18 protein-coding genes are annotated in these 21,463 nt (G+C 69.5%); 10 read left to right on the forward strand and 8 right to left on the reverse strand.

Annotated elements, in window-relative coordinates; all coding sequences use genetic code 11:
• The first annotated feature begins 175 nt into the window (after window positions 1-175).
• Window positions 176-1,840 carry an asparagine synthase B gene (gene asnB / locus BSZ36_RS16410; protein WP_094550915.1) on the forward strand — a complete coding sequence of 555 codons (1,665 nt, stop codon included), beginning with the start codon at window positions 176-178 and terminating at the stop codon, window positions 1,838-1,840.
• 256 nt (window positions 1,841-2,096) lie between these two features.
• Here asnB and acs read toward each other — a convergent pair whose 3' ends face one another.
• From acs to BSZ36_RS16430, 3 genes are all read right to left on the reverse strand, one after another.
• On the reverse strand, window positions 2,097-4,115 hold the full coding sequence (gene acs, locus BSZ36_RS16415) for an acetate--CoA ligase (protein WP_094550917.1): 2,019 nt from the start codon (window positions 4,113-4,115) through the stop codon (window positions 2,097-2,099).
• Window positions 4,116-4,445: 330 nt separating this feature from the next.
• Complete coding sequence (locus BSZ36_RS16420) at window positions 4,446-4,823, reverse strand: DUF779 domain-containing protein (protein ID WP_094550919.1); 378 nt, start codon at window positions 4,821-4,823, stop codon at window positions 4,446-4,448.
• 164 nt (window positions 4,824-4,987) lie between these two features.
• Window positions 4,988-6,631, reverse strand: coding sequence for an aldehyde dehydrogenase family protein (locus tag BSZ36_RS16430; RefSeq protein ID WP_281253161.1), 1,644 nt, complete (start codon window positions 6,629-6,631; stop codon window positions 4,988-4,990).
• A 144-nt stretch (window positions 6,632-6,775) separates the two neighbouring features.
• On the opposite strand from BSZ36_RS16430, the gene BSZ36_RS16435 reads away from it, so the two are divergent.
• The 4 genes from BSZ36_RS16435 to BSZ36_RS16450 all read left to right on the forward strand — a co-directional run bounded on the left by BSZ36_RS16435 (window position 6,776) and on the right by BSZ36_RS16450 (window position 10,095).
• On the forward strand, window positions 6,776-7,708 hold the full coding sequence (locus BSZ36_RS16435; protein WP_094550921.1) for a helix-turn-helix domain-containing protein: 933 nt from the start codon (window positions 6,776-6,778) through the stop codon (window positions 7,706-7,708).
• Between the two features lie 259 nt (window positions 7,709-7,967).
• Window positions 7,968-8,201, forward strand: a complete 234-nt coding sequence (locus BSZ36_RS19070; RefSeq protein ID WP_143536941.1) for a hypothetical protein — start codon at window positions 7,968-7,970, stop codon at window positions 8,199-8,201.
• A gap of 27 nt (window positions 8,202-8,228) precedes the next feature.
• Complete coding sequence (locus BSZ36_RS16445) at window positions 8,229-8,636, forward strand: DUF3224 domain-containing protein (protein ID WP_094550925.1); 408 nt, start codon at window positions 8,229-8,231, stop codon at window positions 8,634-8,636.
• 31 nt (window positions 8,637-8,667) lie between these two features.
• Entirely contained in the window at window positions 8,668-10,095 is a 1,428-nt protein-coding gene (locus BSZ36_RS16450; RefSeq protein WP_094550927.1) for an alpha/beta hydrolase, read from the forward strand.
• Between the two features lie 173 nt (window positions 10,096-10,268).
• Here BSZ36_RS16450 and BSZ36_RS16455 read toward each other — a convergent pair whose 3' ends face one another.
• Window positions 10,269-11,177, reverse strand: coding sequence for an NAD-dependent epimerase/dehydratase family protein (locus BSZ36_RS16455; protein WP_094550929.1), 909 nt, complete (start codon window positions 11,175-11,177; stop codon window positions 10,269-10,271).
• A gap of 125 nt (window positions 11,178-11,302) precedes the next feature.
• On the opposite strand from BSZ36_RS16455, the gene BSZ36_RS16460 reads away from it, so the two are divergent.
• Window positions 11,303-11,737, forward strand: a complete 435-nt coding sequence (locus BSZ36_RS16460; RefSeq protein ID WP_094550931.1) for a DoxX-like family protein — start codon at window positions 11,303-11,305, stop codon at window positions 11,735-11,737.
• Window positions 11,734-12,228, forward strand: a complete 495-nt coding sequence (locus tag BSZ36_RS16465; RefSeq protein WP_094550933.1) for a DinB family protein — start codon at window positions 11,734-11,736, stop codon at window positions 12,226-12,228. Before BSZ36_RS16460 ends, BSZ36_RS16465 begins: the two co-directional genes overlap by 4 nt.
• A 150-nt stretch (window positions 12,229-12,378) precedes the next feature.
• On the opposite strand, the gene ispG is transcribed toward BSZ36_RS16465, so the two are convergent.
• A complete protein-coding gene (gene ispG / locus BSZ36_RS16470; RefSeq protein ID WP_094550935.1) occupies window positions 12,379-13,539 on the reverse strand; it encodes a flavodoxin-dependent (E)-4-hydroxy-3-methylbut-2-enyl-diphosphate synthase in 1,161 nt (386 codons plus the stop codon).
• Between the two features lie 248 nt (window positions 13,540-13,787).
• Here ispG and BSZ36_RS16475 point away from each other — a divergent pair, with 248 nt between their 5' ends.
• Complete coding sequence (locus BSZ36_RS16475; RefSeq protein WP_094550937.1) at window positions 13,788-15,065, forward strand: phospholipase D-like domain-containing protein; 1,278 nt, start codon at window positions 13,788-13,790, stop codon at window positions 15,063-15,065.
• 34 nt (window positions 15,066-15,099) lie between these two features.
• Window positions 15,100-16,062: a D-2-hydroxyacid dehydrogenase gene (locus tag BSZ36_RS16480; protein WP_094550939.1), complete on the forward strand. Its 963-nt coding sequence runs from the start codon at window positions 15,100-15,102 to the stop codon at window positions 16,060-16,062.
• Between the two features lie 28 nt (window positions 16,063-16,090).
• Here BSZ36_RS16480 and BSZ36_RS16485 read toward each other — a convergent pair whose 3' ends face one another.
• On the reverse strand, window positions 16,091-17,026 hold the full coding sequence (locus BSZ36_RS16485) for a calcium/sodium antiporter (RefSeq protein ID WP_094551397.1): 936 nt from the start codon (window positions 17,024-17,026) through the stop codon (window positions 16,091-16,093).
• 194 nt (window positions 17,027-17,220) lie between these two features.
• Between BSZ36_RS16485 and BSZ36_RS16490 the strand changes: the two genes are divergently transcribed.
• The gene (locus BSZ36_RS16490) at window positions 17,221-18,162 is read left to right on the forward strand and encodes a WD40 repeat domain-containing protein (protein ID WP_094550941.1); all 942 of its coding nucleotides are present in this window, start codon (window positions 17,221-17,223) and stop codon (window positions 18,160-18,162) included.
• Between the two features lie 41 nt (window positions 18,163-18,203).
• Here BSZ36_RS16490 and BSZ36_RS16495 read toward each other — a convergent pair whose 3' ends face one another.
• Complete coding sequence (locus BSZ36_RS16495; protein ID WP_218827716.1) at window positions 18,204-20,240, reverse strand: monovalent cation:proton antiporter family protein; 2,037 nt, start codon at window positions 20,238-20,240, stop codon at window positions 18,204-18,206.
• A 183-nt stretch (window positions 20,241-20,423) separates the two neighbouring features.
• Window positions 20,424-21,413, reverse strand: a complete 990-nt coding sequence (locus BSZ36_RS16500; RefSeq protein WP_094550943.1) for an electron transfer flavoprotein subunit alpha/FixB family protein — start codon at window positions 21,411-21,413, stop codon at window positions 20,424-20,426.
• Window positions 21,414-21,463 lie beyond the last annotated feature (50 nt).

Below are 21,463 nucleotides of genomic sequence, written 5' to 3' on the forward strand. Positions count from 1 at the left end.
TCACGCCGTGACGCGCTTCACCTTCAACGCCAATCCCAATCCGGTCTCCGAGAGGAGTCGCGGGAGGTGGCGTGTAGAGGTCTAGCAGACCCGAGTCCCCCATTCCCAAGCGGCCCCTCCACTTCCGGAGGGGCCGCTTTTTTGTGCCCCGGCTTTCCGCCCGCCCCCGTTTGTCATGTGCTCCATCCTCGGAATCCTCGACCTCCAGACGGACCCCGCCGATGCGCGGTCCACCGCCGTCCGCCTCTCCGGCCTCCAGCGCCACCGCGGCCCAGACTGGTCCGGCGTCTACGCGTCGGACACCGCCGTGCTCGCGCACGAGCGCCTCGCGATCGTCGACGTGATGGGCGGCGCGCAGCCGCTCCTCAACCCCGAGAAGACGCACGCGCTCGCCGTCAACGGCGAGATCTACAACCACCGCCTCTTGCGCCAGAGGCTGGAGCAGCCGTTCGCGTTCCAGACCGACTCGGACTGCGAGGTCATCCTCGCGCTCTACCGCGACCACGGCGCGGATTTCCTGGACGACCTGGTGGGCATCTTCGCGTTCGTGCTCGTCGACGAGACGCGCGGCCGCTACCTCATCGCGCGCGACCCGATGGGCGTGATGCCGCTCTACACCGGGCGCGACGCGGGAGGCACGCTCTACGTGGCCAGCGAGATGAAGGCGCTCGTGCCGGTCTGCGAGACCATCGAGACATTCCCGCCGGGGCACGTGTGGGACAGCGAGGTCGGCGAGCCGGTGCGGTACTATTCGCGCGATTGGATGGGCTACGACGCCGTCGCGGACAACTCCGCCGAGCCTCTGGCGGTGCGCGAGGCGCTGGAGGCCGCCGTCAAGCGCCAACTCATGACCGACGTGCCGTATGGCGTGCTCCTCTCGGGTGGGTTGGACTCGTCCATCATCGCCGCCACGGCCAAACGCTTCGCCGACCGGCGCATCGAGGCCGACGGTGCGCAAGAGGCCTGGTGGCCGCACCTCCACTCGTTCGCGATTGGCTTGGAGGGCAGCCCGGATCTGGAGGCGGCGCAGAAGGTGGCCGACCACATCGGGACCGAGCACCACGCCTTCCACTTCACCGTGCAGGAGGGCCTCGACGCGCTTTCGGACGTGGTGCGGCACCTCGAAACGTTTGACGTGACGACGATCCGCGCCGCCACACCGATGTACCTCATGGCGCGCCGCATCCGCGCGATGGGCATCAAGATGGTCCTCTCCGGCGAGGGCGCCGACGAGATCTTCGGTGGCTACCTCTACTTCCACAAAGCACCGGACGCGCGGGCCTTCCACGAGGAGACCGTCCGCAAGCTGGACCGCCTACACCTCTTCGACTGCCTCCGCGCCAACAAGGCGATGGCCGCATGGGGCATCGAAGCCCGCGTGCCGTTCCTGGATCAGGAGTTCCTCGACGTGGCCATGCGTGTGGCGCCAGAGGCCAAACGCCCGCACAGCGGTCGGATGGAAAAGCACCTCTTGCGCGAGGCGTTCGAGAGCGCACTTCCTGCGTCGGTCGCGTGGCGTCAGAAGGAGCAGTTCTCCGACGGCGTCGGCTACGCGTGGATCGACAGCCTCCGCGCCCACGCCGACGCGCAGGTCTCCGACGCGGACTTCGCGGCCTCTGGCGAGCGCTTCCCCATCCACACGCCGGATACCAAGGAGGGCTACTTCTACCGCACGCTGTTCGAGTCCCACTTCCCGCTCGACACCTGCGCGCTCACCGTGCCCAGCGGAAAGTCGGTCGCGTGCAGCACGCCAGAGGCCCTTGCGTGGGACGCCTCGTTCGCGGACTCGGCAGACCCCTCGGGCCGCGCCGTAGCCGGGGTGCACGCCCAGGCGTACTGAGGCCTCTGGCGCGGCTCTGCGGTCGGCTGCAACTACCCCCGCTTCGCTCGCCCTACGGTCGCGAAGCTGTCCCCCTCAACGAGGGGGACAATTCAGATTGGTACTTCGCTCAGCGCTCGGAGTGGATTGTCCCCCTTGGCAAGGGGGACAGGTCGGCCGCCGTGCAGGCGCGCCGACCGGGGGGTGATCTATGCCTCACAAACCGCCTCTGGCGCCAGAGGCGAGCGCGACGCAGCTTTACCCAGTACCCAGTACCTCAGCCCATGTAGTCGCCGTCGTCCACCTCGGGGCGGTTGCGGCGGCCGGTGATGAGCTTGTCGACGACCTCCGCGTCCGCGAGCGTGGACGTGTCGCCGAGCGCGTCGTGCTCGTTGGTGGCAATCTTGCGGAGGATGCGGCGCATGATTTTGCCTGAGCGCGTCTTGGGCAGGCCCGCAATCGCGAACTGGAGAAACTCCGGCGTCGCGATGGGGCCGATAACGGTGCGGACGTGCTGGCGAAGCTCGGCGCGGAGGTCCTCGTTGGGCGTGTAGCCCTCGCCGAGCGAGACGTAGGCGTAGATGCTCTGCCCCTTGATGTCGTGCGGAATGCCGACGACCGCGGCCTCCGCGACGGCCTCGTGCAAAACGAGCGCGCTCTCGACCTCGGCCGTGCCCATGCGGTGACCAGAGACGTTGATCACGTCGTCCACGCGGCCCGTAATCCAGTAGTAGCCGTCCTCGTCGCGCCGGCACCCGTCGCCGGTGAAGTACTTGCCCTCGTAGGCGGTGAAGTAGGTGTTGACGAAGCGCTCGTGGTTGCCGTAGACCGTCCGCGCCTGACTGGGCCAGGAGTCCGCGATGACCAGAATGCCCTCGGTCGGGCCGTCGAGGACCTCGCCAGAGGCCGCTTCCAAGACCTGGGGCTGGATGCCGAAAAACGGGAGCGTCGCGCTGCCCGGCTTCTGCGGGACCGCGCCGGGGAGCGGCGTGAGCATGATGCCGCCGGTCTCGGTCTGCCACCACGTGTCTACGATGGGGCAGCGCCCGTCGCCGACGGTTTCGTGGTACCAGCGCCACGCCTCCGGGTTGATGGGCTCGCCGACCGTCCCGAGAAGGCGGAGGCTCGCGCGAGAGGCCCGCGTGACGAGCGCGTCGCCCTGCGCCATGAGCGCGCGGATGGCCGTCGGCGCGGTGTAGAAGATGGTGACGCCGTGCTTGTCGACGACGTCCCAGAAGCGCCCGGCGTCGGGGAAGGTGGGGATGCCCTCGAAGAAGACCTGCGTGCAGCCGTTGATAAGCGGGCCGAACACGATGTAGCTGTGGCCGGTGATCCAGCCCACGTCGGCGGTGCACCAGAAGACGTCGTCCTCGTGGAGGTCGAAGACGTATTCGTGTGTCATCGACGTGTAGACGCAGTAGCCGCCCGTCGTGTGGACGACGCCCTTGGGCGTGCCGGTGCTGCCACTCGTGTAGAGGATGAACAGTGGGTCCTCGGCGTCCATGTGCGCGCACGGGCAGCCGCCAGAGGCCTCGGTGGTCTGTGCCTCTGGCGTGGCGTCGTGGAGCCACACGTCGCGGCTCTCGTGCCACTGGATGTTGCCGCCGGTGTTTTTCACCACGAGGACGTGGCGGACGGTCGGCCCGTCGGCGTCGGTCTTTTGCAGCGCGGCGTCCACGTTGGCCTTGAGCGCAATGGTCTTGCCGCCGCGGCGCCCCTGATCGGCCGTGATGACGAAGTCCGAGTCCGCGTCGCGAATGCGACCCGCGATGGCCTCTGGCGAGAAGCCGCCGAAGATGACCGAGAAGACCGCCCCGATGCGCGCACACGCGAGCATGGCGTAGGCCGCCTCCGGGATCATCGGCATGTAGATGGTGACGCGGTCGCCCTTTTTGACGCCGTGGTTCGTGAGAACGCAGGCCATCGTCTTGGTCTCGCGTAGCGCCTCGGCGTACGAGATGTGGCGGGCCTCTTGCGTGTTCGGGTCGTCGGGCTCGAAGATGAACGCCGTCTTGTCGCCCTTCCCGGCGTCCACGTGGCGGTCGAGCGCGTTGTAGCACGCGTTCGTCTTGCCGCCGGTGTACCAGCGGATGTGCACGTCGTCACTCGCGTAGCTCACGTCCTTGACGGTCGTGAACGGCTCAAACCAGTCGATGCGCTCGGCCTGCTCGCGCCAGAAGCCCTCGTTGTCCTCTACGGAGCGGGCGTACATCTCCTCGTACTCGGCCATGCTGCCGATGTGGGCGCGGGCGGCGAACTCTTGGGACGGCGGGTAGATGTCGGGGGCGTCGGACACGGAGCGGGGAGGTGTGAGGGAACGTGGAGGATAAAAGAAGGGCGGCCTCTGGCGCCAGAGGCGTGTGGTGGGGCGGCTTGTTGGGGACGGTGCTCGGCTGGCCTCCTCTGATTCGGGGGCGCAATTCACTCCGCGCGCTGCCTGAAGGATCAGATCTGAATGGTCCCCTTAATGAGGGGGACAGGTTGACCGACGCCCAGGCGCGCAGACCGGGGTAGCCGCGACCAACTTCAATGCTCACCAGAGGCCTCTGGCGGGATCGCGCCATTCTGACCAAGGGCACACCAGCGGTGTGCCCCTACGGATGCGCGGGCGGTAGCCTACGGTGCCCTACGCGTCCACGCGCTCGACGGGCGTGAGTTGCTCGGCCTCCTCCTCGGTGTAGAGACGGGAGTCGATGAGGAAGCGCAACCCGAGCGGGATCTCGATCGAAAAGCTGGAGCCGCGGCCCGGCTTCACGTCGACGGTGAGTTGGGTGTGCTTCCAGTACTCGAACTGGGAGCGCTCCATGTAGAACGGGACGCCGTGGATCTCGCCGAGCTTCACATCCGAGCGGCCGAGGCGGAAGTCGCCTTCGGCGTAGCACATCGGCGAGGAGCCGTCGCAGCATCCGCCGGACTGGTGGAACATGAGCGGGCCGTGCGTCTCGCGGAGCTGGTCGATGACGGCTTCGGCCTCTGGCGTGACGAGGACTCGGGGGGTAGACATAGGAGGATGGGGGGAGTGGGCAGTCGCCAGTGGCAGAGAGGGACGATGAGGACGGCCTCTGGCGCCAGAGGCTGGAAAGGCCGCGCGAGCGCATATGGCGAGGGCCAGCGGGGTGTCCGGCTCTCGCCGTTCCCCACTGGCCCCTGCCTACTCGCTACTGGCTCCTAGAAAAAGCCGAGGGCGTCCTTCGAGTACGACACCAGCATGTTCTTGGTCTGCTGGTAGTGCGAGAGCATCATCTTGTGGTTCTCGCGCCCGATGCCGGACTTCTTGTAGCCACCGAACGCGGCGTGCGCCGGGTAGAGGTGGTAGCAGTTGACCCACACGCGGCCGCTCTCGATGGCGCGCGGCACTTGGTAGAGCTGGTGCGCGTCGCGCGTCCAGACGCCGGCACCCAGGCCGTAAAGAGTCTCGTTCGCGATCTCGATGGCCTCGGCCTCGTCCTTGAACGTGGTGACACTCACGACCGGCCCAAAAATCTCTTCCTGGAAGACGCGCATCGAGTTGTCGCCTTTGAAGATGGTCGGCTGGATGTAGAAGCCGCCGTCCGGGACGCCCGCGTAGCCGTCGCCAGAGGCGGAGCCTGCCCCGTCCCCCGAGACGGGGGCGCCGGCGTGGGCCGGGGTCTCGGGCGTGGGCGTGGCCGCGCTGTTGGGCGCGTTGGTGGAGTCGTTGCCGGCGACGGCCATGACGGGCTCGCCGTTGGACGCGACCGCGCCGCCGGCCAGAACCTCGGCGCCTTCCTCGCGGCCGATCTTGATGTACTTCTGGATCTTCTCGTACTGGTCGTTGGACGCCTGCGCGCCGACCATCGTGTCGGAGTCCAGCGGGTTGCCCACCTTGATCTTGTTCACGCGCTCGACGAGTCGCTCGATGAACTTGTCGGCGATGGACTCCTGAACCAGGATGCGGCTCGGGCAGGTGCAGACCTCGCCCTGGTTGAGCGCGAACATCGCGGCGCCTTCCAGGCACTTGTCGAAAAAGGCGTCGTCCTCGTCCATGACGGACTCAAAGAACACGTTGGGGCTCTTGCCGCCTAGCTCCAGCGTCATCGGGATCAGGTTCTCGGACGCGTACTGCATGATGAGGCGGCCGGTCGTGGTCTCGCCGGTAAAGGCGATTTTCTTGATGCCCTCGTGCTGCGCCAGAGGCTTGCCGGCCTCGGGGCCGAATCCGTGGACCACGTTGAGCACGCCGGCAGGGAGCACGTCCTTGATGAGCTCGATCCACTCCATGATGCTCACCGGCGTCTGCTCGGCGGGCTTGAGGACCACGCAGTTGCCGGCCGCGAGGGCGGGCGCCAGCTTCCAGGCCGCCATGAGCAGCGGGAAGTTCCACGGGATGATCTGACCCACGACGCCGAGCGGCTCGTGCAACTGGATGCTGACCGTCGTCTCGTCTAACTCGCTAATGCCGCCTTCCTGGGCGCGGATGACCGACGCGAAGTAGCGGTAGTGATCCACGACGAGCGGGAGGTCGGCCGCGAGCGTCTCGCGGATTGGTTTGCCGTTGTCAATCGTGTCCACGAGTGCGAGGTGCTCCAGGTTGTCCTCGGTGATCTGCGCGATCTTGAGGAGCATGTTGGCGCGCTCGGTGACCGACGTGTGCTTCCACGTCTCGTCGAACGCCTTCTGCGCGGCCTCGACGGCGTTGTCTACGTCCTTCTCGTTCGACCGGGCGACCTGGCAGAACGTCTTCCCGTCGATGGGGGACGGGTTGTCGAAGTACTGACCGTCCACAGGTTCGGCGTACTCACCGCCGATGAAGTTGGGATACCGATCTTTAAAGGGGGGGCGCTCGTACAGCATGGCGGAGAGGAGGAAAGGGAGGAACAGGGGACCGTTGCGCCCGGCGGACGTTGGTCTTTACTTGTCCTTCTAATTTCGGGAGCGCTTCCGGGGACTTCTATCTGGCGCCTCTCGATAAATCGCGGGATACTATCACACCCTCCCATGGAGCTCAGATCGTTCACGGACCACCTCGCGCGGATCGCGCAAGAGGCCCCCGCACAGGATCTCGTCGAGAACAAGGTGACGTTCGGCGCCGAGGGCGCCGCCTTCTCCGTGTACGACACCGTGCGGCCCGCCGAGCGCGTGCCTCTGGCGGCCGACAACCCGCTCTACTGCGGCATGGTGACGGGCAAAAAGGTGGTGCACACCGCCAGAGGCGCGGCGATTCCGTTTTTGCCGCTGGAATCCCTCGTGGTCCCGACCGGCCACACCATCGAGATCGACTTCCCGGACGCGAGCGACGCGGCGCCGACAAAGTGCCTCACGATCGAGATCGACCGGGCGCGCGTTCGGCGCGTGGCGGAGCGGCTCAACGAGGCGGCGCCCCGCGCCGAGGCCTCTGGCGAGTGGACATACGACGACGACGCCGTGTGCCACTTTATGAACACGCCCGGCATCGAGCACACCGTGCACCAGTTGGTGGGGCTGTTCATGGAGGACGCGCCGGACAAAGACCTCTTGATCGACCTGGGAGTGCAGGAACTGGTGGTGCGGATGCTCCGGGTTGAGGCGCGCAAGCTGCTCTTGGAGGAGAGCGTTCTTCGCGCGTCGCGCCACGGCCTGGCGGCGGCGGCGGAGATGGCGAAGCGGCGCTTGCACGAGCCGCTGCGGGTTTCGGACTTGGCCGAGGCGGCGTGCATGAGCGAGCCGTCGTTCTATCGCGCCTTCCGCAACGAGTTCGGAATTACGCCGGTGGCCTACCTCACGCGGCTGCGCGTGGACCGGGCGCAGCGGCTACTGGCGAACCCCGCGCGGAGCGTGACGGACGTGGCGGCGGCGGTCGGGTTCAACTCCGTCAGCCACTTTATCCGCGTCTACCGCGAGCACGTGGGCGAGACGCCCAAGCAAGACCAGCTCGCCCGCGCGGCGGCGTAGCGCCAGAGGCATCTGGCGGAAGGCCCATCGTAGACTGGATTCCCTCTCCCGCGCGGTGCAGCCGTACGGACGTTCCCCCGGCATGGCCCAAACGCTCACCTGGCGCTATTCCCTGTTCGCGGCTCTGTGGCTAGTCGGCGTCGCGGCCCTCCTGTGGGCAGGGGCTCAGGGCGACGGGTACTCAACAGCCGTCCGGGGCGCGCAGACATCGTATCCGTGGGCAGGCGTGCTCACCATGGGCGCAATTTTGTCAGGCGAGGTGACCTTCTTTTACGCGATGCTTCGGCCGGAGAGCTACCGGCGTTCATGGGGCCGCGCGCTCGGCGCCGCGCTGGCAGGCGTCGTGTTGACCGTCGCTTTCGGCCTCGGCCTCATGCATTCGCCTCCCCACGTCTACGCTCACTGGCTGTGGGTGGCCGGAGCGACCGTGGCATTCTTGGCTCTGGCGGTCGCCTCGGCCGTTCGCGCCCGCATGTCACCGCCTCTGGCGTAGTCTCGGGCTCCACCCACCGCGCACGCCATGACCGTCGTCTCCACCTTCGATGTCACCGGCTGGGACGCCACGCCGACCGACACGCCAGAGGCGGGGCCGGACCTGAGCCGCGTCGCGCTCACCAAGACGTTCGCGGGGGACTTCGAGGGCACGTCCTCCGGCGAAGGCTTGTTCTGCGGCATGGGCGCGCCAGAGGCGGGCGCGGGCTACCTCGTGAGTGAGCGGCTTGCGGGCCGCATCGGAGAGCGCGAGGGGACGTTCGTGATCCAGCATGGCGGTCTGATGGGGCCGGAGGTCGCGCCGCACACGTTCGGAAACATCGTGCCGGGTTCGGGGACGGGCGCGCTGGCGGGAATCGCGGGCACGGTCCAGATCGCGCAGGCGGACGGGACGCACACGATGACACTGGAAGTCACGCTCCCGCCAGAGGCGTAGCCCAGCCTCTGGCGCCAGAGGCCCGATCCTCATGCAGACCGTCACGACTGCCCACGTCCTCGGCCGGAAGGCGCTCCAGAAGGCCTGTGGCCAGGAGTGTGTGGACTGGGCCACGGCCATGTTGGTCGCCGGGCATGACGGCGAGGCGCTCGTGGAACTGGCCGGGATGAGCCCGCCCCACAACCACTTCGAGTTGGCGCCGCTGCGGGACCGCGCGCTGGTAGAGGTCGGGATGCCGGACCTCGGGCCGGGCCGTGCCATCGAGGCCTACGTCGCGGAGATCCTCCGGATGATGCTCGCCGGGAAGGCCGACCTCGGCGACACGCTGCGGGACCTGAAGGACCTCTCGCTAGCGCACGATCACCCGCACGTCCTCCTGGACTTCTACCTCCTCTACCACGCCCGCGACACGCTTCGAGACCATGAGAAGCAGTACTACTGGGACGGTGCCACGCGAGAGACCATCGACGCGATCATCCTGAGCCGGGCCGCGGCGTTCGTGCACGAGGACCGCAGGGAAAGCGAGCGGCCTCTGGCGCCAGAGGCTGAGAAGGGACGTCTACCTTGCTGGACTCGTTTCCGGTCTCTGATGTCTCGACTCCTGCTGCTCGCCGCCCTCGTGCTCACGCCGCTGGCGAGCGCCCTCGCGCAGACGGTCTCGGACCCCGAGACCGAGGCGTTCCGGCTGGCCGGCCCCTCTGGCGAGTACGACATCGAGGTCACGTTCCCGCCGGGCTACGACCGCGCCAGAGGCGAGCCGCTTCCGACGCTCTACTACCTGGACGGCTGGCGCAACGCGGCGCTGGCGAAGGGGCTGCACCGGGTCGCGATGACGATCGCGCCGAGGGGCGGCACGCAGCCGGTCCGGCCGTTCTTGCTCGTCGGCGTCTCGACGGTAGGAGGCGAGGCGGCGTACCAGCGGGGCCGCAACAAAGACTACACGCCCACACCCTTTGTCCCGCCGCGCGGGGTCACGTTCACGATGGGCGCGTCGGCTCGTTTGGATTCGGCCTCTACGGGCGGGGCGGAGGCGTTCTACGCCTTTCTGCGGGACCGCGTGATCCCCGAGGTGGAAGCGCGTTTCCCCTCCGATCCTGCGCAGCGCGCGCTTTCGGGCCACTCCTTTGGCGGGCTGTTCACCACCTGGATGATGGAGAGCCACCCGGACCTGTTCGCGGACTACCTCGCGCTCTCGCCGTCGCTGTTCTGGGACCGCTCGTACCTCCTCGATGCCGCCTTCGCGGGCGCTCGCGCCAGAGGCGCGCGGGTGTTCCTCGGCGTCGGCGATGAGGAGCGGGGAGGGATCGGGGACCTGGCCGGGCGTGCCGAGCAACTCGCCGAACGTTTCCGCGCGATGCCCGAGCTCACGGTCACGCTCCGCGTCTACGACGGCGCGGACCACCAGGGTGTCCTCGCGCCGGGCCTGTGGGACGGCATGATGGCGCTCTACGAGAGGTAGCCTCTGGCGGGCCGCTCCGCGCCAGAGGCCATGATCTGCGGCGCTCGCGTAGTCGTCCTACCCGAACCGGTGTCATCGCGAGCTTCAGCGACGCGATCTCGTCTGGACAAGCGCCGAGGCACGAGGTCGCCGCGCTTCTCACGATGACACGCAAGAGGCATGGGAAATCGGCCTTAGTACGTCGCGAGGTACCCCAGGCTCTCGCCGTCGAACGCGGGCGAGGTCACGCCGAAGTCCTCGAAAAAGGCCGTCGGGTCGCACGTGTTGCCCTCCACCAGCATCTCGAACTGGGCGGGTGAAATGGGCAGCAGGCCCGCTTTGCCGAGCGTGTTAACGCCTAGCCGGGCCGCGAAGATGGGCACCGGCGCCGTCGGCTTGGGCTCGATGCCGCCGCCTCTGGCGATGCGCTTGAGCACCTCCGTGTACGGGATGCGCTCGTGGCCGGCCACGCAGTAGCTCTCGCCGCCAGAGGCCTCGCGCGTGACCGCCGCGGCCATCGCGTCGGCGCAGGCCTGGACGTGGACGGGCTGGAGCTCGTAGTCACCCTTGCCGAAGACAGGCAGGACCGGGAACGGCTTGACGAGGGTCTCCCAGAGCCGCTTGGCGAACTCGGGGTTGTCAGGGCCGGGGTCTCCGAAGAGCGTGGATGGCCGGAAGACGACCAGATGCTCAAAGCCGACGCCTCTGGCGATCTCCTCCGCGCGCCACTTCGTGGTCTGGTACTCGCTCTTGCCGTCCAGCCGCGCGCCGTTCGCGCTCATGTGCACGAACCGCTCCACCCCCGCCTCTTTCGCCGCGTGCGCCACGTTGCGCGTGCCGTCCACGTGGATGGCCTCGAACGTCACGCCCTTCGACGGGCTCTCGTCGATGATGCCGACGAGGTGCACGACCGCGTCCACGCCCTCGAAGGCGCCTTTCAGCGAGCCCACATCGGTCACGTCGCCGTGGACGGTTTCGACGCCCTCGCGCGGGTCTGCCTCTGGCGAGCGCGAAAGCGCGCGGACGGTGTGGCCGGCCGCGAGCAGCGCGGGAACGAGGTGGGAGCCGACAAAGCCGCTGGCGCCGGTGACGAGGACGAGCATGGGATCAGGGGAGAGGGGACGCCGTGGACGCCGACGCCCCGCCAGAGGCTCCCGCGCCTCTGGCGCCAGTGGCGCAACCTGCCGGAAGCCGCCGCGTAGCTTTCACTCCCGACTGAAAGTTCGCCATGACGCACGCGCGCCTCCGCCTTTTCGCCCGCCTCGCGCTCGCCGCCGTCTGGCTCGTCGAAGGCGCCGTCCTCAAGGTCTGGCTCCGCGAGCCGACCGAACTCGCGATCGTCGCGGACTCCAGGTTGTGGGTCGTCTCGCCGGTCTGGACGCTTGTCGCCATCGGGTGGTTGGAGATCGCTGCGGGCGTCGTTTTGCTCAGCGGGTGGCGCGAGAGGCCAGCCGTGCTCGTCACCACGCTCGCGATGTTCGCCATCACTGCCGGCGTCGTCTGGACCGATCCGACGACGCTCCTGGCGCCGCTGACGGGCGTGTTCAAGAACGGCGCTCTCGCGGTCTGCGCGACCGTTGTCTGGACGCTTTCCGACGCGCCCGCGCGCGCTCGTCTCGCCAGAGGCTCGCGTGGTCTCCGGCGCCGGCCTCTGGCGGCATGACCGCGCTCGTTGCCCTGGAGTCGCACCGTCTCGCGCTCGTCGCGCGGCTGGACGCGCTCGCGCCAGAGACCGTCCACGCGCGCCCGGCCTCTGGCGGCTGGAGCCTGGCGCAGATCGTGGAGCACCTGTACCGGATCGATCGGGGGGTGAAGCTGGACGGGGAGCGGGCGTCCGCGCCGGTGCGGCTCACGAGCGGCGCACGGCGCCGCGTGCTCTCGGGCATCCTCGCGCTGCCGCTGCGGATCCCGGCGCCTCCAGGTGCCGGCCCCATCCTGCCCGGCCCCGCCCCGGACTACGCTGCCACGCGCGACGCCTGGGCCGACCTCCGGGGCCTCTGGCGCCAGAGGTTGCCGTCGGTCCCGCCAGAGGCCGTCGCGTTCTGGCACCCGATGTTCGGGCCGTTTGTGACAGGGGACGCCTTTGCGTTTCTCCTCGCACATCACCGGCACCACGACGCGCAGGTGGAGCGCACGCTCGCGGCCGTCCGGTAGCGCCGGAGGCCTCTGGCGGATGGCGGAGGACGCAGGCCTCGGACGGCGCCGAGACATTCCGGGGAGTGGACACACCAGCGGTGTGTCCCTACGGGACCGGTTCGGGAGGGACCGCGCGTGGCCCCGCCCCTGGCGCCAGAGGCCGGCGCTCTACTGGCCGGGGCTGTTTCCTTCCGCCGCCTCGTCCCAGTTCTCGATCATCTGGATCACCGCGTCCGCGATCTCGTGCTGATCCACGGTCCCGACGGTCTCGCCGCGCTTGAAGATGTGCGCGCGGCCGCGGCCGAGGCTTACGCCAAGATCCGCGCCAGCGGCCTCGCCGGGTCCGTTGACGGCGCAGCCCATCAGCGCCACGCTCAAATCCTTGTCGAAGCCTCTGGCGGCGACGGCCTCCTCCACCTCGTCCACGACCGAGAAGAGGTCACCTGCCAGGCGCCCACACGTGGGGCACGCGATAACGTTGACGCCGGGGCGGCCCAGGCGGAGGCTTTTGAGGATCTGGTGCCCCACGCGGACCTCGTTGACCGAGTCCGCCGCGAGGCTCACGCGGATCGTGTCGCCGATGCCGTCCGCGAGCAGAGAGCCGATACCGATGCTGCTCTTGATAGGGCCGGTCTTGAGGCTCCCGCTTTCGGTCACGCCGAGGTGCAGCGGGTAGTCCGTCGCCTCCGCCAGAAGCCGGTAGCTCTGGATCATGAAGTACACGTCCGAGTGCTTGACCGAGATCACGATGTCCTCGAAGCCGACGCGCGTGCACGCCTCCACGTGGCGCATCGCGCTCTCGAACAGCGCCTCGGGGCGCGGGTAGCCGTACTTGTCCAGGATGTCCTTTTCCAGCGAGCCGCCGTTGACGCCGATGCGGATGGGCGTGCCGCGCTCCTTGGCCGCCAGCAGCACCTCGCGCTCCCACTCCGGCTTGCCGATGTTGCCGGGGTTGATGCGCACCTTGGCCACGCCCGCCTCCAGCGCCTTCAGCGCGTACTTGTGGTTGAAGTGGATATCGGCCACGATGGGGACCGTCGCGCCGTGGACGATGTCCTTCAGCGCCTCGGCGTCCTCCGGGCGCGGGACCGCGACGCGCACCACGTCCGCACCCGCGTCGGCCAGCTCCTTGATCTCCGCGAGGCAGTTCTCGACGTCGTGCGTCTTGCCCGTGGTCATGCTCTGGACCGTGATCGGGGCGCCGCCGCCGATCTTCAGCTCGCGCGGCTCGCCGTCCACGGCGTAGCGCAACGTGACCTGACGGCTGTGACGGCGCGGGCGGACAGGCGCCTGAGCAGCCTGGGTGGATTCTTCCTGAGAGCGTTCCATACGGTCGGGGTTCGGATCGCGGAAGACTACGGCCGGACGTTCTGCGGGTTCGCCGCGCGCCGGGACGATTGCGCGAATCTGCCTCTGGCGCCAGAGGCCGCCCCCGGCAGGGGAGCCTGGTGCGCCGGCCTGCGCGTGCAGCTACGCTCTGGAGCGGAACGCCGCTGGGACGGAACGCGGCCGTCCCTTTCGGCGCCAGAGGCGAACCCGCAGGCCCTCCGCGCTCCCAAACGCCGATAGCTTACACGATGAAGCACAAGCGCATCTGGGTGGTCACCGCCGCCGTCATCATCACGGCTTTTGGCGTCGTGATCGCCCTCAACTTCGCCGGGCCCGCGCGGCAGGTGGAGCGCCGGATCGGGCACCGGTATCCGCTGGACAGCCCGCAGTTCACGCGCGAGATGGGCGTGCTGCTCGGGCCCGGCATCCTGGGCGGAAACAGCGTGGAAGCGCTCCAGAACGGCGACGAGATCTTCCCGGCCATGCTCGCCGCCATCGACAGCGCCGAGACGACCATCACGTTCGAGACCTACATCTACTGGTCCGGCGAGATCGGCGACCGGTTTTCCCGGGCCCTCGCGCGGAAGGCCCGCGAGGGCGTCGCCGTCAAGGTCCTGCTGGACTGGGTCGGCTCCGCGAAGATGGACGGCGCGATCTTGGACTCCCTCCGGGCCTCTGGCGCGAGCGTGGAGCAGTACCGGCCGCTGGCGTGGTACACGCTCTCGCGGCTGAACAACCGCACGCACCGCAAGCTCCTCGTCGTGGACGGAAGGGTGGGCTTTACCGGCGGCGTCGGCATCGCCGACGTGTGGACGGGCGACGCGCAGGACCCCGAGCACTGGCGTGACATCCACTTCCGCGTGGAAGGGCCGGTGGTGGGCCAGCTCCAGGCGGCCTTTATGGACAACTGGATCGAGACGACCGGCGAGGTCCTCAACGGGCCGGACTACTTCCCCCCGCTGGAGAGCACCGGCGGCGTCCCGGCGCAGATGTTTACCAGCTCGCCCGCCGGCGGCAGCGATAGCATGCGGCTGATGTACCTCATGGCCATCGCCGCTGCGGAGAGGACGCTGGACCTCAACGCGGCCTACTTCGTCCCGGACCAGCTCATCCTGGGCGCGCTCGTGGCGGCGCAGGAGCGCGGCGTGCGGGTCCGCATCCTCGTGCCCGGCGAGCACCTGGACTCCGAACTCGTCGCGCTCTCTTCCAAGCGTAGCTGGGGCCCGCTTCTCCAGGCGGGCGTCGCCATCGCGGAGTACGAGCCCACGATGATCCACACCAAGATGCTCATCATCGACGGCGAGATGGTCTCGGTCGGCTCCACCAACTTCGACATCCGCTCGTTCGAGCTCAACGACGAGGCCAGCCTCAACCTCTACGACCGGGACTTCGCGCAGGCGATGACGGAGGTGTTCGAGGCCGATTTCGCCCAGGGCCGCGCGTACACCTACGCGATGTGGGAGAACCGCCCCTGGGGCGAGAAGTTTGCCGAGACCGTTCTGATCCCGATCAAGTCCCAACTCTAGCCTCTGGCGCCAGAGGCCAGCGTACCCCTTGGCGATGCCCACGCTTCTCGTCTGCCTTTCCACCGACCAACTCGCCGACCTCGGCCGCGTCCGGGAGATCGCGAGCGGCTACGACGTGGTCCGGGCCACAGGCGAGCGTGTCCGAGACGTGCTGAAGGACGCCGAGATCGCCCTCGGATTCCCCCCGCCCGCTCTCGTCGCGGAGGCGCCGCGGCTGCGGTGGCTCCAGTCGTGGAGCGCCGGGCTGGACTGGTTGGTAGAGCACGAGGACTTCTACCCCGCCGCGCACCCGGACCTCGTGGTGACGAGCGCGTCGGGCATCCACGCGGTACCCATCGGCGAGCACGTGCTCGCCGTCCTGCTCGCGTTCTCGCGCCGGCTGCCTCTGGCGCTGCGCGATCAGCGCGCAAAGCGGTGGGGCGGGAGCGAGGACTACGACGGCGTGTTCGAGTGGCTCTGCAAGCGGCTCGTGATGGTCGGCGCCGGCTCCATCGGTGAGCGCGTGATCGAGCTTGCGGGCGCGCTCGGCATGTCCGCCGTCGCCGTCCGCGCCAGCGGCGCCGAGACGCCCGGCGCCCTCCGCACGGTCACGCCAGAGGCCATGGCGGGCGAGCTCGCCGAGGCCGACGCCGTTGTGGCGGCGCTGCCCTTGACCGACGCGACCTACCGGATGCTGGACGCCGAGACGTTTGGCGCGCTCAAGCCCGGCGCCCTTTTCGTCAACGTCGGGCGGGGCGAGACCGTGGACCAGTACGACTTGGTGGAGGCGCTCCGCTCCGGGCAGATCGGTGCCGCCGCGCTCGACGTGTTCGACGACGAGCCGCTTCCGGCGTCGTCTCCGCTGTGGGAGATGGACAACGTGATCCTCACTCCGCACGTCGCCGGCGACTCGCCGCAGTACGCCCGGCGCGCGCTCGCCCTTTTCGCCGACAACCTCCGCTCCTGGCGTGCCGGCGACGAGCTCCGCAACCGCGTGGACCTGGCGGCGGGCTACTAGCGCCAGAGGCCTCTGGCGCTTTGCGCCGCTACCCGTGCAGGGCGCCGAGGTACACCATGTAGCCCGCGTAGCCGGCGATGAGCACGCCCGCCTCCGCGCGCACGAGGCGGCGGCCGGAGAGCATCATCGGGACGAGGATGAGCACGAACGCGCCCATGACGGCGACATCGAGCGGCTGGAGGCCCGGGACCACGATGGGGCGGACCAGCGCCGCCACGCCGAGGATGCCGAGCAGGTTGAAAAGGTTGGACCCGATCACGTTGCCCACGGCGATGGAGCCCTCGCCGCGCCACGCCGCCACAACCGACGTCGCGAGCTCGGGCAAGCTCGTGCCCAGCGCCACGACGGTAAGCCCGATCACGGCGTTGGAAACGCCCGCGGCCTCGGCGAGCGCCGTCGCGGCGCCGACGAACAGGTCCGCGCCCACCACCAGCCCGGCCAGCCCGAGGACCACGAACAGCGCGTCGCGCCACGCGGGGCCTCTGGCGCCAGAGGCAATCTCGGGGGCGGCGCCCTCGCGGCGGGCGAGCGTGAGGCTCCACGCGAGGTAGGCAAACAGGGCCGCGAGGAGGAACGCGCCCTCCCAGGCGCTGGCCTGCCGGTCCAGCAGGAACACCGCCGCGAGCGCCGTCGCGGCGAGCAGGGCCGGGAGGTCGCGGCGGAGCACGGAGCGGTCGGAGGCGATGGGCCGCACGAGAACGGCGATCCCGAGGATGAGCCCCACGTTCGCGATGTTGGAGCCGACCACGTTGCCCACGGCGATCCCGCCGGCGCCCGCCAGCGTCGCCTGCACGCTGACTACGAGTTCCGGCGCGCTCGTCCCGAACGCGACAACCGTGAGGCCCACGATAAGCGGCGAGAGGCCGAACCGGAGCGCCAGCGCAGACGCGCCACGCACGAGCCCGCTCGCGGCCACCATCAGAAGCGCGAGACCGCCTGCCAGCGTGAGGAGATGGAGAGCCATCGGAGGAGGGGAAAAGGTGCCGTCCAACCCCCGCGTTTCCATCCGGCTCCGTCCACCGGAAGCGGAAGAGAAAGTTCACGCGCGGCCTCTGGCGCCAGAGGCCCGAGCCCGCCTGCGCGATCTACCGGGGAGCGCTGGTCTGCTCTCGCGAGAGGCGGCGTATGTCTAGGCAGATGCTAGCCCCCCCGAACGCCATGCGACGCCTCGCCCTCCTGCCTCTGGCGGCCCTCGCCGCGTGCTCCTCGTTTAGCAGCCCGTGCGAGAACATCAACGCGGCTCAGGACGAGCCTGCCTTTCGGACGTGCGCCTTTGCCGGCTCGGTGGATGAGGACGGCGCGTTCACGCGGGAAGATGGCGCCCCCGTCGCGTTCTCGGCCCCCGCACCGGCGGTCACGGAAGGCGCGTTTCCAGACGGGTCCGAGATCCGCGACGACATGTGGGTAGCGTCCGGCGAGGCGCCCCCGCCCCCCCTCGACAGCTCGCGTTGGGTCTCCACCTCCGCCCTCGCGCCAGAGGCCAATCGCTTCGCCCTCGCCATGCGGACGGACGGCACCGTGCGCGTCCGCAGTTCCAGCGGCCAGCCTCTGGCGATCGTCCGCGTCGCCGAGGGAGAAGACGCCATCGCCGCGCGGAAGGGCGTGGCGGGCTGGCCCAACCGCGCCACGTTTCTCGCCTTTTCACCCGATGGCGCGACGCTCTACGGAACCGACGCCCAGGGGAACGTCACCGGCTGGGACGCCGCCTCTGGCGAGGCGCTGTGGAGCGGCACGGCCCCGCTGGACCACGACGGGCGGGACGGCCGCGCCGTGAGGCCCGACGAGATCCGGCAGCTCGCCGTTTCAGACGACGGCGCGCGCGTGGCCGTCGCGACCACCGCGGGCGCGTTCGTGTGGGACGCCGCCTCTGGCGAGAGGCTAGCCTCGTGGGCGATCCCCCGGACCAAGACCTCTGTCGTCGGCGTCGGCTTCGCGCCGGGCGGGGACCACGTGGCCGTGATGTCTAGCGGCCGATATGTGCCCCCCACCGTCCGCTATTCCAGCTTCGACGAGAACGGCGAGCGCACGGGGATGGCGGAGCGGGCAGACTTCGAAGGCTACCAGAGGGCGCCCACCGTTTTCCTGATGGCGATGCCGTAGCGCCGAGCCGTTGGGCGCCAGAGGCCTCTGGCGCCAGAGGCTCAGTCCTCGAGCGGCGTGCGGAACAGGTCCGCCGAGGCTGCGAATTGCTCCGCCTCGGCCACCATCACGAGCCGGTCGCCGGCCTCCACCTGAAACTCGCCCGCCGGGTTGCCGATGGTCTGGCGCCCGCGGCGGACGGCCATGACCGTGATGCCGTGCCTCTGGCGGAGCGAGAGGTCCGCGAGCGACCGCCCGGCCGCAGGCGCGCCCTCCCGCACCGCGACCGCGCGCGTGTGCAGGCCTTCCTCGTCCAGCCCCTGGAGCACCATGAGGTGCGCTTCTTGGATGGAGCCCCGGAGCACGCCGTAGTCGTCCTGGCGCACGGCCGAGACCTGCCGCTCGATCTCGTCCTTGGGCACGAGGTACGCGCCGAGAACCTGCGAGAACAGCCGGACCGTGGTCTCCAACTCCTCTGGAACGACGACGTCGGCGCCGGCGCGAGTAAGCGTTTCGACGTCGGTCGTGAACCGCGTCCGCGCGATGATCTGGAGCGTCGGGTTGAGGTGCCGCGCGACCGACACGATGCGCCGCGTGGCGTCGCGGTCGTTGATGGCGACGACGAGCAGCTTGGCGCGGTCGGCGCCGAGGCTGAGCAGGATGGGCTCGCGCGAGGCGTCCCCGTAGACGACAGGGATGTCGTCCTCCCGCGCCTCTTGGAGGCTCCGCGCGTTCATGTCGCTAACCGCGAACGGGATGCCCACGTCGGCCAGCACGCGCGCGAGCCGCCGCCCCGCCGGGCCGTAGCCGATGACGACGGTGTGGTCCGCGAGGCCCACGCCGTGGCCGTGGCCTCCGCCAGAGGCCGCCTCCGCCTCTGGCGCCGCGCCGTCGGTCGCGGTCTCCATGCGCCGGCCGAGCGCCGCCAGCCGCGGCGCCGTCGCGATGAGCAGCGGCGTGAGGATCATCAGCACGACGGTCACGGCGATCAGGCCCTGGCTGCCCGTCTCGCCCAGCGCCAGAGGCGTCAGGCCGACCGACGCGCCCTCCAGCGCGAGCACGAACGAGAACTCGCCGACCTGCCCGAGCGCGAGCCCGCCCGCCAGCGCCACGCCTATCGGGTAGCCGATCACCCGCGCGCCGATGGCCGCGATGACGCCCTTGAGCAGGAGCACGCCCGCCGCCGCCAGAAGCACCCAGCCCAGGTTCTGCACCAGGAACGCCGGGTCCAGCAGCATCCCGACCGAGAGGAAGAACGCGGCGGTGAACAGCGTCTGGAGCGGGAGCACCTCGCTCAGCGCGTGCTCGGCGTAGTCGCTCTCGGAGACCAGGAGGCCCGCCAGGAACGCGCCCAGCGCGATGCTCACGCCCGCCAGGCTCGCGGCCCAGCCCACGCCCAGGCAGATCGCCGCGACGGCGAGCAGAAACAGCTCGGTCCGGCGCGTCTTCGCGATGCGGTCCAAGAACCACGGCACGATCTGCCGCGCGCCCACGAGGACCGCCACGATCACGAGCGCCGCCTTGCCCAGCGCCCACGCGATGCCGAGGCCCGTCCCGCCCTCGCCCGCGAGGATCGGGATGAGCAGCGCCATGACCACGATGATGATGTCCTGGAAAAGCAGCATCGCTAGCGCGATCCGCCCGACCGGCGTGTCGGACTCGGCGCGCTCCGCCAGCACCTTCAGCACGATCGCCGTGGACGACATCGCGACGAGAAAGCCCGTAAAGACCGACGCTCCAAACGGCACGCCGAGCGCGAGCGCGATCCCGGCCACGGCCGCAATCGTCAGCCCCACCTGCACGCCGCCGCCTAGGAAGATGGGCCGCGCCAGCCGCGCCATCTCCTTGAGCGAGAACTCCACGCCGATGGAGAACAAGAGCAGGATCACGCCCACCTCGGCGATCTGCTGCACCAGTTCCAGGTCCGTTACCAGCCCCAGCGCATTCGGCCCCACGGCCACGCCCGCGAGCAAGAACCCCGCGATCGGCACGAGCCGCACTTTGTAGCACAGGTACGCTACGAGGACGCCAGCGGCGAACAGCGCGGCGAGCTCTCCCACGAACGGGAGCGGGGCGGCGGCGAGAGGGAAGGACAGCACAGAAGCAGGGCGAGAGGGACCGCAGGGTACCGCCCGCCTCTGGCGCGGTGCCCGCCCCACGGGAGGTTCATGCCCTCCGGCGGCCGCGCTCCGCCAGAGGCCTCTGGCGAAGAGCGGGTTCCATGGCTAGACGCTGCGCAAACAGCGGCTCCGCCTCTGGCGCCAGAGGCGAGGGGTGGTGCGTTACGCCTTGGCGTCGCGCAGAGCCTCGATCAGCGGCGGCAGGACGGCGTGGAGGTCGCCCACGATGCCGTAGGTCGCCACGTCGAAGATGGGCGCGTCGGCGTCTTTGTTGATGGCGACGATGGTGCGGCTGCCCGTCATGCCCGCGACGTGCTGGATGGCGCCGGAGATGCCGACGGCGAAGTAGAGGTCCGGCGCGACGACCTTCCCGGTCTGCCCGATCTGCGCCTCTGGCGGGAACAGGCCCATCTCCACGACCGCGCGGCTCGCGCCGATGGCGGCGCCCGTCACGTCGGCGAGTTGCTGGACGAGGTCGCGGCCCGCCTCGTCACGCACGCCACGTCCGGCGGCGACGACGACGGTCGCGTCGGAGAGGTCCACGCCACCCCCAGCCGCGCTGACGACCTCGCGGAGCGTCTGCTTGAGGCTACTCGCGTCGGTCGCGAGTGCGATGTCGATGACTTCGGGCGCCCCGGCGCCAGAGGCCTCCTCTGCTGTGTAGGAGCCCGCTCGGACGGAGACGAGGACCGGCGCGCCCTCTGGCGCCTCGGCCTCCACGTCGGCGCGGAACTTGGCAGCCATCACGGGGCGTGTGGCGCTCACGCCAGAGGCGGTCGCGGAAAATGCAGAGACGTCCGGCAGCGCGGGCGCGCCCAGCCGCTGCGCGAGTGCGCCGATGACATCCTTGACGCCCTCCGTACTGGGGAAGACGACGATCTCGGGCTCGGCCTCGCGGATGACCTGTTCCAGCGCGTCCACGACGGGCGCGTTGAGCGGCTGCTCGAAGGCGGCGTCGCTGACGGCGTAGACCGTCTCGGCGCCGTACGCGCCCAGGCTCTCAGCCACGCCAGAGGCCTCTGGCGCAACGACGGAGGCGGCGCAGGTCCAGCCGTTCTCGGTGGCGATCTGGCGGGCGCGGGTCAGCGCCTCCAGCGCGGTGCGGTTGGGCGTGCCACCGGAGACGGGGACGTGGGTGAGGATCGTCGGCATAGTGGGTACAGGGTGCGGAGTACGGGGTACGCGACGGCCGGTACGTTCAA

It is taken from the genome of Rubricoccus marinus, assembly GCF_002257665.1.
GTDB lineage: Bacteria > Bacteroidota > Rhodothermia > Rhodothermales > Rubricoccaceae > Rubricoccus > Rubricoccus marinus.